Annotated in this window: 14 protein-coding genes; 6 read left to right on the forward strand and 8 right to left on the reverse strand. The window is 70.7% G+C overall.

Translation table 11 applies throughout. The annotated features are described in order from the left end of the window. Nucleotides 1-99: 99 nt before the first annotated feature. Together GON04_RS11530 and GON04_RS11535 are read right to left on the reverse strand one after the other, a co-directional pair. A complete protein-coding gene (locus tag GON04_RS11530) occupies nt 100-900 on the reverse strand; it encodes a citryl-CoA lyase (RefSeq protein ID WP_157398005.1) in 801 nt (266 codons plus the stop codon). Nucleotides 901-972: 72 nt separating this feature from the next. Next, nucleotides 973-1,857, reverse strand: a complete 885-nt coding sequence (locus GON04_RS11535; RefSeq protein ID WP_157398006.1) for a dioxygenase family protein — start codon at nt 1,855-1,857, stop codon at nt 973-975. 149 nt (nt 1,858-2,006) lie between these two features. Between GON04_RS11535 and GON04_RS11540 the strand changes: the two genes are divergently transcribed. The 3 genes from GON04_RS11540 to GON04_RS11550 all read left to right on the forward strand — a co-directional run bounded on the left by GON04_RS11540 (nt 2,007) and on the right by GON04_RS11550 (nt 5,997). After that, nucleotides 2,007-2,891 carry a LysR substrate-binding domain-containing protein gene (locus GON04_RS11540; RefSeq protein WP_157398007.1) on the forward strand — a complete coding sequence of 295 codons (885 nt, stop codon included), beginning with the start codon at nt 2,007-2,009 and terminating at the stop codon, nt 2,889-2,891. Nucleotides 2,892-3,061: 170 nt separating this feature from the next. Beyond that, entirely contained in the window at nt 3,062-5,491 is a 2,430-nt protein-coding gene (locus GON04_RS11545; protein ID WP_157398008.1) for a catalase, read from the forward strand. Nucleotides 5,492-5,517: 26 nt separating this feature from the next. Continuing rightward, entirely contained in the window at nt 5,518-5,997 is a 480-nt protein-coding gene (locus GON04_RS11550) for a hemerythrin domain-containing protein (protein WP_157398009.1), read from the forward strand. 298 nt (nt 5,998-6,295) lie between these two features. On the opposite strand, the gene GON04_RS11555 is transcribed toward GON04_RS11550, so the two are convergent. The 4 genes from GON04_RS11555 to GON04_RS11570 are packed head-to-tail and all read right to left on the reverse strand — an operon-like array spanning nt 6,296 to nt 10,291. Beyond that, entirely contained in the window at nt 6,296-7,276 is a 981-nt protein-coding gene (locus GON04_RS11555; RefSeq protein WP_157398010.1) for a Bug family tripartite tricarboxylate transporter substrate binding protein, read from the reverse strand. Continuing rightward, complete coding sequence (locus GON04_RS11560) at nt 7,273-8,229, reverse strand: dioxygenase family protein (protein ID WP_157398011.1); 957 nt, start codon at nt 8,227-8,229, stop codon at nt 7,273-7,275. The genes GON04_RS11555 and GON04_RS11560 overlap by 4 nt, the downstream gene beginning before the upstream one ends. Before the next feature lie 2 nt (nt 8,230-8,231). Beyond that, nucleotides 8,232-9,008 (reverse strand): glucose 1-dehydrogenase, encoded by a 777-nt coding sequence (locus GON04_RS11565; RefSeq protein ID WP_181654002.1) that lies wholly within the window; start codon nt 9,006-9,008, stop codon nt 8,232-8,234. Continuing rightward, complete coding sequence (locus tag GON04_RS11570) at nt 9,005-10,291, reverse strand: Rieske 2Fe-2S domain-containing protein (protein WP_157398490.1); 1,287 nt, start codon at nt 10,289-10,291, stop codon at nt 9,005-9,007. The genes GON04_RS11565 and GON04_RS11570 overlap by 4 nt, the downstream gene beginning before the upstream one ends. Before the next feature lie 182 nt (nt 10,292-10,473). On the opposite strand from GON04_RS11570, the gene GON04_RS11575 reads away from it, so the two are divergent. The 3 genes from GON04_RS11575 to GON04_RS11585 are packed head-to-tail and all read left to right on the forward strand — an operon-like array spanning nt 10,474 to nt 12,036. Continuing rightward, entirely contained in the window at nt 10,474-10,995 is a 522-nt protein-coding gene (locus GON04_RS11575) for a DUF4142 domain-containing protein (RefSeq protein WP_157398012.1), read from the forward strand. Between the two features lies 1 nt (nt 10,996). Further along, nucleotides 10,997-11,302 carry a cupredoxin domain-containing protein gene (locus GON04_RS11580; RefSeq protein ID WP_157398013.1) on the forward strand — a complete coding sequence of 102 codons (306 nt, stop codon included), beginning with the start codon at nt 10,997-10,999 and terminating at the stop codon, nt 11,300-11,302. Then, entirely contained in the window at nt 11,299-12,036 is a 738-nt protein-coding gene (locus GON04_RS11585; protein ID WP_157398014.1) for an RNA polymerase sigma factor, read from the forward strand. Before GON04_RS11580 ends, GON04_RS11585 begins: the two co-directional genes overlap by 4 nt. Here GON04_RS11585 and GON04_RS11590 read toward each other — a convergent pair. Both GON04_RS11590 and GON04_RS11595 read right to left on the reverse strand, forming a co-directional pair. Continuing rightward, complete coding sequence (locus GON04_RS11590; protein ID WP_157398015.1) at nt 11,990-13,333, reverse strand: amidohydrolase family protein; 1,344 nt, start codon at nt 13,331-13,333, stop codon at nt 11,990-11,992. The two genes, GON04_RS11585 and GON04_RS11590, sit on opposite strands and share 47 nt — an antisense overlap. 1 nt (nt 13,334) lies before the next feature. After that, nucleotides 13,335-13,646 carry a Dabb family protein gene (locus tag GON04_RS11595; RefSeq protein ID WP_181654003.1) on the reverse strand — a complete coding sequence of 104 codons (312 nt, stop codon included), beginning with the start codon at nt 13,644-13,646 and terminating at the stop codon, nt 13,335-13,337. Nucleotide 13,647 lies beyond the last annotated feature (1 nt).

Here is a 13,647-nt window from a genome sequence, read left to right on the forward strand (position 1 = left end):
AACGTCGCGTTGCGAGGGACGACCTGGCAACAGACGCCTCGTGACGTCCCGGAGATGGATGGCGGGTCAAGCCCGCAATGACGGATTCAGCGGGTGCAGTCATGCCTTGGCCCCCGGCATGCCGCCCGTGTACTCGAACTCGCGCGTGGCCTGGTACGAGAGCGCGAAGCCGATCGGGTCGTTCAGTTCCTCGTTCAGGTGGCCGATGAGGCTGGCGGTGCGCGCCAGCATCGGCACGCCCTTGAGCGCCGCGACCGGGAAGCCCACGCCCAGCAGCACGGCCGGAATGGCCCCCGACACGTTGAGCTTGAGGTCCTTGCCCACGATCTCGGGGATGACGGATTCGACCAGCTTGGCGATCTCGATGAACCTCTGGCCGCCGCCGGCCTGCTGCGACACCTTGAACAGCGCATCGACGCGCGGGTCGCGGCGCTTGTGTTCCGGGTGGCCATAGCCGGCGATGGCCTGCTTCTTCGCCCGCCGGTCGGCCACCACCGCCCTGGCCGCGGCCGGCAGGTCGCCGCCGAGGTCCTGGGCCGCCTTGTCGATGTCGGCGTACAGGCGGCCGGCCGTCTCCGAGGCGCCGAGGATGACCGAGCCGGAGCCCAGGATGCCGGCCGCCACGGCGCCCTGCAGGGCGTCGGGCGCGGCCGCCAGCGTCATGCGCGCCGCCTGCACGCTGGGCACCAGGCCGTGCTCGGCGATGGCCACCAGGGTGGAGTTCAACACCGCGCTGGCGGCGGCATCGGGCTTGCGACCGGTGAGCAGCAGGAAGAAGTAGTCGGCGAAGTTGACCTGGCCGATCAGCTCCGTCGCGAGGTCGTGGCCGCGCACGACGATGGCGTCCTCGTTGGAGGTGCAGATGGCCGAGCGCGCGACCGTGGCCTTGCCGATTTTCATGGTGTGTTCCAGGTGAGTGGGAGCCTTCCCGCGCCGGCGGGAAATCCAGTGCTGCCGCCGCCGTGCGGGCCGTCAGGCCGAGGGCACGAGGCGGAAGTCGTAGTGCGCCGTGTAGTACGGCTTGCTCATGGTGCGGCCGTCGGGCGCCTTGCCCGGCGCGTGCTTCGGAAAGTCGATCACCAGGCTGTTGCGCACGCCGAAGACGGCATCGGACTCGATGTACGGGCTGTCCTTGACGAAGATGTGCGTGACCAGCCGCTCGTGGCCGGGGGCCTGCAGCATCATGTGCATGTGGCCGGGGCGATTCGGGTGGCGGCCCATGCGGTCGAGCATCTGGCCCACCGGGCCGTCGACCGGCACCGGATAGAAGGTGGGTCGGATCGACCAGAAGCGGTAGTTGCCGTCCTGGTCGGTGCGCAGCTGGGCGCGCAGCGCCATGCTGTCGCCCTTCTGCATGTCGTACAGGCCGTCATGGTCGCCCGACCAGACGTCCATCACGCAGTTGGCGATCGGCTTGCCGAAGGTGTCGGTCACCTTGCCGTGGTAGAGGGTCGGGTCGCCGTGCTGGCCTTCGGCGATGTCCGCGCCCAGCTCCACCTGGGGCGCGCCGGGCCAGAAGAACGGCCCCTGCACGGTGGCCTCGGTCGGCTTGTCGCCCGGCTTGCCGGCCAGTGCCTTGGCGCCGCGCGCCTGGTCGAGCGCGACCACCAGCATCGACAGGCCCAGCGTGTCCGACAGCAGGATGAACTCCTGCCGGCGCTCGTCGCACTTCTGGCCGACGGCGGTGAGGAACTGGATGGCATTCATCCACTCGTCGGGCTGCAGGTCGACCTGCTTGGCGAACGCGTGCAGGTGCTGCACCAGCGCCGTCATGACTTCCTGGAAGCGGGCGTCCTGGCAGTCGGCCATGCGGTCGATGACCGCCTGCGCGAAGTCGCTGGTTTCGAGTTGGGCCATGGGGTCTCCTGTCGGTTGCGGCGCAGTCTAGGAGCCCGCGGCCGCGGGGAAAAGTGATGAATTTCGAGCTTCATGATCGATGCCATCGATGACAATCCGGACTCACCCTAGGCCTTCCGCACCGCCTCCCACGCCACCGCAACGCCACCATGGAACTGCGCCACCTGCGCTACTTCGACGCCGTCGCCGAGACGCTGCACTTCACCCGCGCGGCCGAGCGGCTGCACGTCACCCAGTCGACGCTGTCGCACCAGATCAAGCAGCTGGAAGACGAACTGGGCACGCCCCTGTTCGACCGCAGCGGCCGGAAGGTGCGGCTGACCGAGGCCGGCGAGATCCTGCGCAGCCACATGGCGCCCGCACTGGGCCAGATCGACCGCGGCCTGCAGGCGCTGCGCCGGCCGGCCGACAGCATCACCGGCCGCATCCGCCTGGGCACGACCCCGAGCTTCAACACGCGCATGGTCCCGCAGTGCGTGGCCAACCTGCTCAACCACTACCCGACCATCCAGGTCACGGTGGAGGAACTCTCGGCCGGCGCCATCACCCGCCGCCTGGGCTCCGGCCAGCTCGATCTGGCGGTGTCGTACCGGCCGGCCGAAGGCAGCGAGCTGTGGTTCGAGCCCCTCTACAACGAGGAACTGCGGCTGGTGGTGGGCCGCGGCCATCCGCTGGCCAAGCGCCGGCGCGTGCGCATGGTCGAACTGCACGCGCAGCGCATGGTGCTGCTGCCGGCGACCTTCCAGACCCGCAAGCTGCTGGACGAATGCTTCGACCAGGCCGGTGCCCGGCCGCTGGTGGTAGCGCAGCTCAATTCGGTGGCGCCCATGATCGAGTTGATCCGCCACACCGACCTGGCCGGCATCATCACCGAGACGGCGGTGCCGCAGAGCGCAGACATCCGCGTGATTCCGCTGGAGGACCCGACCCCGATCCGCACGCCGGGCATGCTGTGGCACAAGGGCGCAACGCGCTCCCCGGTGCTCAAGCACTTCTCCGAGATCATCCGGCGGGCGGCGGGAACCGCGGCCTAGCAGCCGCTCGCGCGTCCATGCCCGCGGTGCCGTGCTCGGGCGCCGCCGGGCGACGCTGCCGAGGGACCCGCACCGCCAGTCACGGTCGCTTCCTACAGTTCTGCTGAGTCCGTGGCACTTACGGTAGGCGCTCCCCCGGCAATCCCGCCGCCAAGCACCGCTGAGTGTCCATGCCCAAATCCACGAAACCTCCCGCCAAGCCGGCCAAGCGCGCCGCCGCCAAGTCGGCCGCCCGCAACACGGACAGCGGGCCCAGCCAGGTCACCGCCGCGCTGGACGATGCCAACAGCCAGAAGATGGCCCAGATGCAGGACATGGCCGCGGCCATGCCGCACAACCCCACCAAGCCGGCCGAGCACGGCTTTGCGAGCGGGCTGCAGCCCCAGCCCGGCGCGCACGTGCAGCCGGCCTCGCGGCTGCCCACCGGCAGCACGCTGTCCGAGGAGAACGGCTCGCCCAAGACCGGCAGCCTGGCGCCCGAAGGCGTGAACGCCACCATCGAGCCGCTCGACCGGGTGCGGGTCGACTCGGCCGGCCAGGTGCTCACCACCAACCAGGGCGTGCCGGTCGCCGACAACCAGAACTCGCTGAAGTACGGCGTGCGCGGGCCGGCGCTGCTCGAGGACTTCATCCTGCGCGAGAAGCTCACGCACTTCGACCACGAGCGCATCCCCGAGCGCATCGTGCACGCGCGCGGCTCCGGCGCGCACGGGTTCTTCGAGTGCTACGAGCCGCTGACCGACCTGACCCGGGCGGCGCCGTTCCAGGAAGCCGGCAAGGTGACACCGGTGTTCGTGCGCTTTTCCACCGTGGCGGGCGAGCGCGGCTCCAAGGACACGGCGCGGGACGTGCGCGGCTTCGCGGTGAAGTTCTATACCGACGAAGGCAACTGGGACCTGGTGGGCAACAACATCCCGGTGTTCTTCATCCAGGACGCGATGAAGTTCCCCGACCTGGTGCACGCGGTCAAGGCCGAGCCGCACCACCAGATGCCGCAGGCGGCCAGCGCGCACGACACCTTCTGGGACTTCGTCTCGCTGATGCCCGAGTCGACCCACATGCTGATGTGGGTGATGAGCGACCGGGCCATCCCGCGCAGCTTCGCCACCATGCAGGGTTTCGGCGTGCACAGCTACCGGCTGGTCAACGCCGCCGGCGAGTCGGTGTTCGTCAAGTTCCACTGGAGCCCGGTCGCCGGCACCCATTCGCTGGTGTGGGACGAGGCGGTGAAGATCTCCGGCGCCGACCCCGACTACCACCGGCGCGACCTCTGGGAGCGCATCGAATCGGGCAACTTCCCCGAGTACGAGCTGGCCTTCCAGGTGTTCACCGAGGAGCAGGCCGAGCAGTTCAGCTTCGACATCCTGGACGCCACCAAGATCGTGCCGGAGGAACTGGTGCCTCTGCGGCCGGTCGGCCGCATGGTGCTCAACCGCAATCCCGACAACTTCTTCGCCGAGACCGAGCAGGTGGCGTTCTGCACCGCGCACGTGGTGCCGGGCATCGACTTCTCCAACGACCCGCTGCTGGCCGGTCGCATCCACTCCTACGTCGACACGCAGATCTCGCGGCTGGGCGGGCCCAACTTCCACGAGATCCCGATCAACTCGCCGATCGCGCCGGTGCACAACAACCAGCGCGACGGCCTGCACCGGCAGGCCATCCACCGAGGCCGCGTGGCCTACGAGCCCAATTCGCTGGGCGGCGGCTGCCCGTTCCAGGCCGGCGCCGCGCAGGGCTTCGTGTCGGTGCCGGCGCGCATCCGCGCCGACGAGGAGCAGGGCAAGGTGCGCGCCAAGCCCGAGAAGTTCGCCGACCACTACACCCAGGCACGCCTGTTCTTCGAGAGCCAGACGCCGGTGGAGCAGGACCACATCGCCAGCGCCTTCCGCTTCGAACTGTCCAAGGTGACCGTGCCGGCCATCCGCGAACGCACCGTGGCCATGCTGCGCAACGCCTCGGAAGAACTGGCGCAGAAGGTGGCGATGGGCCTGGGCATTGACCCGCTGCCCGAGCCGCTGCCGCTGGCGCTGCCCGACCCGGCCAAGCCGGAGGTGACGCGCTCGCCCGCCCTGTCGCTGATGGCGCGGCCCGGCGACGGCACCCTGCGCGGCCGCAAGGTCGCGCTGCTGGTGGCGCCCGGCGTGCACGGCGCCTCGCTGTCGGCGGTGCAGGCCGCGCTGGTCGAGCACGGCGCGGTGGCGCGCCTGGTGGGCACCCGCATCGGCCGCATGCCCACCAGCGACGGCGATCCGCTGGATGCCGATGCGTCGCTGGAGAACGAGCCCGGCTTCCTGTTCGATGCGCTCGTGCTGCCCGACGGCGACGAGGGCGTGGCCGCGCTGGCGCAGGACGGCCACACGATGGAATTCATCAAGGACCAGTTCCGGCACTGCAAGGCCATCCTGTCGCTGGGCGCCTCGCGCCTGCTGCTGGCCAAGGCCGGCCTGCCCGTGAGCATGGACAAGAGCCATGCGCAGGGCGGCACCGGACTGGTCTTCGCGGACGCCGCCGGCGCCAAGGCGGCTACCGCCGAGTTCATCGCCGGGGTCGCCCGGCACCGCCACTTCGGCCGCGAGATGGACCCGCCGCCGCTGTGACCCACCCAAGCCACGGAGAACCTGCCATGCCAGAACTTGCCGCCAAGGACGCCTGCGAACTGCTCGACGCCGACCACATCGCCGTCAAGCACCTGTTCGTCGACTACGCCCGCCTCGCCTACGCGCCGGACGCCCCCGGCGCCGCCGAGCGCGCCGACATCGCCATGAAGATCTGCAACGAACTCACCGTGCACGCGCAGATCGAGGAGGAGATCTTCTACCCCGCCCTGCGCAAGGTCGTGCCCGATGCGGCCGGCCTGCTGGACGAGGCGCGGCAGGAACACCAGCAGGTCAAGAACCTGATTTCGCAGGTCCGCGAGATGGGCACCGCCGACACCACGATGGACCAGCTGGTGGCCGACCTGGCCCGCGCCGTCGAGCACCACGTGAAGGAGGAGCGCGACGAGCTGTTCCCCAAGGCCAAGGCGGCCAAGGGACTGGACCTGGCCGCGCTGGGACAGCAGCTCCAGGAGCGGCAGCAGGAACTGGAAGCCGAGATCGCCTGACGGGTGGAGCTGCGGCGCCAGTCGTTGCAGGGCTGGCTCGCGCCTCAGTCCGCGGTTGGCGCTGGATCGACCGACAGGAGATGGATGCCGGGTCGAGCCCGGCATGACGGTGAGGGGGCAAGTGGGCCCCCCATCGTCATGGCGGGGGCGACCCACCATGCATCGGTCTGGGGTGGCGGCCCGGTCGAGCCCGGCATGACGGTGACGAGTCGGCGACCAAGGGGAAGTTCACGTCATGGCGGGCTGGACCCGCCATCCATCTCCGGGAAGACGACGTCCGCCTACGTCCCGGCGTGGCTCACTCGGCCTTGGCGCCGGTCTCCTTGATCACCTTGCCCCAGCGCGGGATCTCGCTGCGGATCCAGCTGCCGAACTGCTCGGGTGTGCTGGCGACCACCTCGAACTCCATCTCGTGCAGCCGCTGGGTGATCTCGGGCGAGCGGATGATCTTCACCAGTTCGCGGTGGTAGCGCTCGACGATGGGCCGCGGCGTGTTGGCGGTGGTGAGGAAGCCGATCCAGGAGGTGGCCTCGAAATCCTTGAAGCCCGACTCGGCCAGCGTCGGCACGTCGGGCGTGCTCGGGAAGCGCTTGGCGCCGCTGGAGGCGATGAGCTTGAGCTTGCCCTCCCTGGCGAACTGCTGCACGTTGCCGGGCACGAAGAAGCCCACCTGCACCTGGTTGCCCAGCAGGTCGGTGACGGCCGGGCCGGCGCCGCGGTAGGGGATGTGGGTGATGTGGACGCCGGCGGCCGACTTGAGCATCTCCATCGTCAGGTGCGACGCGCTGCCCACCGCGATCGAGGCGTACGACAGCTTGCCCGGCTGCTCCTTGGCCCGGGCCAGCAGGTCCTGCACGCTGGTGATGCCGGAGGCCGGGTTCACCACCAGGTACTGCGGCGCTTTCACCGCCAGCGTCAGCGGCTGCAGGTCCTTCAGCGGGTCGTACGGCATCTTGTCGAACAAGGTGACGTTGATGGCCAGCGGCCCGTTGTAGCCCACCAGCAGCGTGTGGCCGTCGGGCTGCGCCTTGGCCACCAGGTCGGCGCCGATGTTGCCGCCGGCGCCCGGCTTGTTCTCCACCACCACCGGCTGGCCGATCGCCTCCTGCAGCTTGGGCGCGATCAGGCGCGCCAGCACGTCGTTGGTGCTGCCGACGATGGGCACGATGATGCGCACCGGCCGGCTCGGCGCCCACTCGGGCGACTGCGCGAGGGCGCCGGTGCAGGCAGCGGCGGCGGCGAGCGCCAGCACGGCGCGGCGGCGGAGGAAGCGGGTCATGGCGTGGGTCCTCGGGTCGAAGGCGGCAGCACGACGAGCGCAGGCCGCTCGCCCTGGGTCTTGGCGGTGATGGGCGGCGGCGGCAGCGTGGCCTCGCCGGGCACCAGCACGAAGCTGTGCTCCAGCGCGTACCAGGGCCCCTGCACGTCGGGCGCCGGCGCCGGGTCGTTCTCGTGCAGCACGTAGTGGCCGACCAGCGCCTCGGTTACGCCGAACTGCACGTCGCTGTCCAGGTGCGGGTCGTCACCGGAGTACAGCTGCGAGAACTGGGTCTTGTAGCCGGGCTTGTGGGCCAGGAAGTGGATGTGCGCCGGCCGCAGGTTGTGGCGGCCCTGGGCGCGCAGCAGACGGCCGACCGGCCCGCCGACCGGGACCGGGTAGCCCGACGGCTTGACGGTGCGCAGGCGGATGCGGCCCTGGGCATCGGTGGTGAAGGTGCCGCGCAGGTTCATGTCGGCCTGCTGCGGGTCCTGGTTCTCGTAGTAACCCTCGCCCGAGGCCTGCCAGACGTCGACCCGGGCCCCGGCCACCGGCTGGCCGTCCGGGTCGCGGAACCAGGCGGTGACGAACACCGGCAGGCCGGGCGTCGGCGAGCGCACGATGGAACCGCCGTCGGGCGTCGCCGGCGAGCCCTCGCGCCAGAACGGTCCCATCAGGTTGGCCGTGGTCGCGCCGTCGCCCTGGCCGTTGTTCAGCAGGCAGACCAGGGCTGACACGCCCAGCGAGCCGGCCGCCAGCACCACCTCGTTGTGCGACGCCGTCGTCAGCTGGCCGGCCTGGGCGACCAGGCCGCAGAGCTGGCGGAACTCGGCCTCGGTCAGTTCGGTGTCGCGCACGAAGCCGTGCAGGTGTTCGACCGCCGAGGCCAGGATGCGGCGCAGGCGCGCGTCGGACGTGCGCTGCACCTCGGCCAGCACGGCACGGGTGAGGTCGTCTGCGCTGCGGACGGCCATGGCTACTTGATGTGCAGGCCGCCGTCGACCACCAGCGTGGTGCCGGTGATGAAGGAGGCCTCGTCGCTGGCCAGCCACAGGATCGGGAAGGCGATCTCGGCCGGGTCGGCCCAGCGTCCCAGCAGCGAGGTGTCCTGGCGCTGGGTCTTGAGTTCCTCGACGCTGCGGCCGGCCGCCACGGTGCGCTCGACGTGGAAGTCGGTGAGCGTGGAGCCGGGGCAGACGGCGTTGACGCGGATGCCGTGGGCGGCCTCCTCGAACGCCAGGGTGCGGGTCAGCGCCAGGATGGCGGCCTTGCTGGCGTCGTACAGCGCCATGCCCTTGCGGCCCTTGACGGCATAGCAGGACGAGACGTTCACCACCGCGCCGCGGCCGGCCTCGCGCAGCAGCGGCAGCGCGGCGCGGCAGTAGCTGGCATTGCCCAGCAGGTTGACGCCCAGCACCGCCTGCCACTCGGCCGCCGTCGCATCGGCCAGCGCCGCGTAGTTGCGCAGTGCCGCGTTGTTGACCAGCACGTCGAGGCGGCCGAACGCCTGCCGGCACTGCTGCACCGCCTGTCCGGCCGACGCCTCGTCGGCCACGTCGGCGGCCAGCAGCTGCACCCGGGCCGCCGGCGTGCGCTGGCGGATCGCCGCGGCGGTGCGCTCCAGCGCGGCCGCATCGCGGTCGACCAGCAGCACCGCGGCGCCCTGCTCGCAGAACAGGGCGGCGGTGGCCGCGCCGATGCCGGCGCCGCCGCCGGTGATCAGTGCGACCTTGCCGCCCAGGCGCTGGCTCACAGCGAATACACCGGGTCGCCTTCGCCGTACACCAGGTGGTCGCGGGCCCAGTCCTGCGGGCTCTGCTCGCGGGGCAGCAGCACGCCGGCCGAGCGCACGTGCTGGGTCCGCGGGGCCAGGCCGGGCGGGCGCTGGCCCTGGTCGAGGCCGACGGTGGCCTCGTGCAGCATGCGGCGCGCCATCACGATGCCGCGGTCGGAAGGCAGCAGCTTCTCCTGCTCGTGGTCCTGGATCGGGCCCATGCTCTCCTGCAGCGAGGCGTCCTGGGCCGAGAAGCCGAACACGCCGCTGAAGGTGCGCCGCTCCTTCTGCGCCACCCGGTCGATCAGGTAGTCGTTGTCCTTGTTGGCCAGCGGCCGGAAGCTGCCGCCCGGCACGTCGGTGCCCGGCACGTAGGGCGAGTGGATGCCGCGCCCGGCCTCGAGGTGGTGGCGCTCCTCGGCGCTGAGCGGCTTGTCGACGTGGAAGTTGATGCTCCAGGCCCAGCAGTTCTCGTCGTCGATCGGCACCCACACGTGGCCGCCCAGCGCATGCTCGCCGAACGGCGGGATCAGCGTGTACCAGGGGAAGATCCACTGCGTGATGCGCCAGTAGTACGACTCGGGCTCGCCGTTGCGGCGGCCGTACAGCGTCAGGCCACCGTCGTGCTTCTCGATCTCGAAGACGACGTTGCCGTCCTTCTTGATGTAGTCGAGGGCCTTGACGCCCTGGTGGAACGGGTCGTTGTCGACCTCGAACTTGTGCACGAACGACACGTGGCTGGTGTCGATGCCGCCCTCCATGGCCTGCAGGAAGTTGCACTCCTGCAGCCGCTTGGACACGAACACGTGGCTGTCGGGCAGGTTGGCCCACTCGACGCCGGGCGGCTCGGGCTGCTGGTCCTTGGGCCCCATGTAGGCCCACACCATGCCGGCGCGCTCGATGCAGGGGTAGCCGGTGATCGCCATGCGCTCGCACACCTGCGGCGCCTGCGGCACGTCGGTGCAGCGGCCCAGGATGTCGAACTTCAGCCCGTGGTAGCTGCAGCGGATGCCGTTGTCCTCGTTGCGGCCGTAGAAGAGCGAGGCGCCGCGGTGCGAGCAGAACTCGCTGATGAGGCCGGGCCGGCCCTCGCTGTCGCGGAAGGCCAGCAGCTGCTCGCCCATGATCTTGACCCGCACCTGGGGACCGTCGGGCTCGGCGATCTCGCTCGACAGCAGGACCGGCACCCAGTAGCGGCGCAGCAGCTGGCCGGTGGGCGAGCCCGGGCCGGTGCGCACCAGCGTCTTCATGATCTCCTTCATGCGACCCTTTCGGAAGATGCGGACCATTCTATGGTTGCATGCTAACGATGAACCCCGGGTTTCCCCGCGGCGCCGGCGGATGGGCGCGCCCTGCGTCCGCCTGAGCAGGTCCGGTGCCGCCGGGCGGGAACGGCGCCGGATCTCGTGACGTCCAACCCCGGACCAACGACCAGGAGTTCGTCATGCACAAGGCCCATCTCGCCGCCCTCATCCTCACCGGCGCGGCTTCCTTCGCGGTCCAGGCCCAGTCGGGCCCGACCGATCCGCAGATCGCCCACATCGTGGTCACGGCCAACCAGGTCGACATCGACGCCGGCAAGCTGGCCGAGAAGCAGGGCTCGACCAAGGAGGTGCGCGACTTCGGCCAGCAGATGGCCAAGGACCACACGGCCGTCAACGCCTCGGCCACCGAGCTGGTCAAGAAGCTCAACGTCAAGCCCGAGGCCAACGACACCAGCGCCAGCCTGAAGAAGGGCGGCGACGACAACCTGGCCAAGCTCAAGCCGCTCAAGGGCAAGGCGTTCGACAAGGCCTACATCGACAACGAGGTCACCTACCACCAGGCGGTGATCGACGCGGTCGACAAGACGCTGCTGCCGTCGGCCAAGAACGCCGAGCTGAAGGCGCTGCTGGAAAAGGTGCGGCCGGCGCTGGTGCAGCACCGCGACCACGCCAAGCACCTGCAGTCGCAGCTGGGCGGCTGAGATGCGGCTGTCCGCGCTCGCCTGGGCTGCGCTCGCTGCCCTGCCCGCCCTGGCCGCCGCCGAGACCCACGTGGTGACCATGGAGGCCATGGGGTTCCGCCCGGCCGAACTGGTGGTGCGGCCGGGCGACCGGGTCGTCTGGCAGAACAAGGACCTGGTCCCACACACGGCCACGGCGCGCGGGCGCTTCGATTCGGGCGAGATCGCCGCCGGCAAGAGCTGGGCCTGGACCGCCCCCGGGCCCGGCCGCCTCGACTATGTCTGCACCTTCCACCCCGGCATGAAAGCTGGCATCGTCGTCCAATGACCGCCCTCCCGTCCGCCACTGCCAGCGTGTCGCTCGACGACGCCGGCCTGCTGCAGCGCATGCGAACCGGCGAGGCCGGCGCCTTTGAACTGCTGATGCGCCGGCACAACCGGCGCCTGTACCGGGTGGCGCGCTCGCTGCTGCGCGACGCCGCCGAGGCCGAGGACGCGCTGCAGGAAGCCTACCTGCACGCCTTCCGCGCACTGGGCGACTTCCGCGGCGAGGCCGGGCTGGTGACCTGGCTGACCCGCATCGTCTCCAACGAGTGCCTGGGGCGGCTGCGGCGCACTGCGCGGCGCAACAACATCATCCCCATCGTCGCGGCGCACGCGCAGCCCGACCTGGAGGGCGAGACCATGGCCGAAGACCCCGCCGCCATCGAGGAGGACACGCCCGACCGCGTGCTGCAGCGGGCCGAGCTGCGCGCCCTGCTGGAGCGCAAGATCGACCAGCTGCCGCAGGACTTCCGGGCCGTGTTCGTGCTGCGGTCGGTCGAGGAGCTCACCGTCGAGGAGACGGCGCAGAGCCTGGGCCTGCCCGAAGCGACCGTGCGCACCCGGCATTTCCGCGCCCGCAGCCTGCTGCGCGAGGCGATCGCGCAGGACCTGGACACGGCCGAGCGCGAGCTGTTCGATTTCGACGGCGCACGCTGCGACCGCATCGTCGCCGGCGTGCTGCAAGGGCTGTTCAGCCCAGGCCCATCGCCCGCAGGATCTTCTCCCCCGACGCCCTGAGCGTCGCCAGGTCGGCCTCCAGGTTCTCGGCGCCGACCAGCCGGCCGGCCCGCTTCTTCCAGCGGCCGGCCACCATCACGCTGTCGATGTTGGCCAGGGAGGCCTGGAACACCACCGCGCTCACCGGGTCGTGCACCGGCTGCATGTTGAGGTCGCTGGCGCGGATGACCACCAGGTCGGCCTGCTTGCCGGGCGCCAGCGAGCCGATGCGGTCCTGCTGCTGCAGCATGCGGGCGCCTTCGATCGTGACCCAGGCCAGTGCCTCGCGGGTGCGGATGGTCGAGGTGGACGGGATGGTGCCGTGCTGCTCGCGGTGTGCCACGTTGTCCAGGCTGCGCTGGATGCCCAGCGCCACCCGGGCCTGGGTGAGCATGTCGCCGCTCAGCACGCTTTCGAGATCCACGCCCAGCGACGGCGCGCGGCCGTAGCGGCGCAGCCGGCCGGTGAGCGGGTGGCCGTGGCCCTGGCTCATCTCGCTCTCGGCGGCCGCCGAGAAGCTCATGCCCAGCTCGCAGAAGCGCTGCAGCTGCTCCTCGCTCAGCGCATGGCCGTGCACGATGTTGATGTGCGGCCCCAGCAGGCCGGCCTCCTCCAGCCGCTGCCAGCCGTCGGGCGTGCGCGCCGCGCCGCCGCCCTGGTGCATGGAGGCGATGAGGCCCAGCTCGCGCGCCATGCGGAAGTCGTGCAGCGCGACCTCCAGCGTGGAGTAGTGCGGGCCCAGCACCGCCGCCTGGATCGACAGCAGGGCGTGGCCCTGGTGCTTCTTGGCCAGCCGCTCGACCTCGGCGCGCGGATGCGGCACCTCCCAGAACGGCTGCTGGCCCGGCTTGGGGTCGGGCTTGGGCGTGCCGTGGAAGAACGCTGCCCGGATGCCGGTGGACAGCAGGCCGTCGATGGCGGCGTCGTTGTGCCCGGGCGTCGGGTTGTTGTGGCACCAGTCGGCCAGCGTGGTCGTGCCGCAGTTGAGCTGGTTGAGCGCGCCCACCCGGGTGGCGATGTGCAGGTCCTGCGGGCCGAACGCGGTGGCCAGGCCGGCGTGCATCTTCTGGAAGTACTCCAGCAGCGTCCAGTTGGCGGCCACGCCGCGCAGCGCGGTCTGCCAGGTGTGCATGTGGGCGTTGATCAGGCCCGGGATGACGATGCAGCCGGCGGCGTCGACCACCTGGGCGTCGTCGGCTGCCAGGGTGGGGGCGATGGCGGCGATGCGGTCGTCCTGCACCAGGATGTCGGCGCGCGGCAGGTCGCCCTGGCTGTCCATGGTGATGACGGTCGCGCCGCGGATCAGGGTGGCGGGCATGTCAGCGTGGCTCCTTGGCTTCGTAGTCGACCTGGTGGCGCGCGGTGCGCAGGTCGCCGATCTCGCGCTTGACGCGCAGATGCTCGGGGTGGCTGGCGTAGGCGTCCAGGTCGGCCTGGCTGGCGAACTCGCTGTACAGCACCACGTCGCAGGCGTAGTCGACCCCGCTGCTGTCGATGCCCACCTCCAGGTGCAGCAGCCCCGGCACCCGGCCACGCAGGCTGTGGAAGCTGTCGGCCAGCAGCGCCGCGTGGCGGCGCCGCTCGGCCGGCGTGTCGCCCCGCAGGGTCCACATCACGATGTGCTTGATCACG

Origin of the sequence: Ramlibacter pinisoli (assembly GCF_009758015.1) — a bacterium.
GTDB lineage: Bacteria > Pseudomonadota > Gammaproteobacteria > Burkholderiales > Burkholderiaceae_C > Ramlibacter > Ramlibacter pinisoli.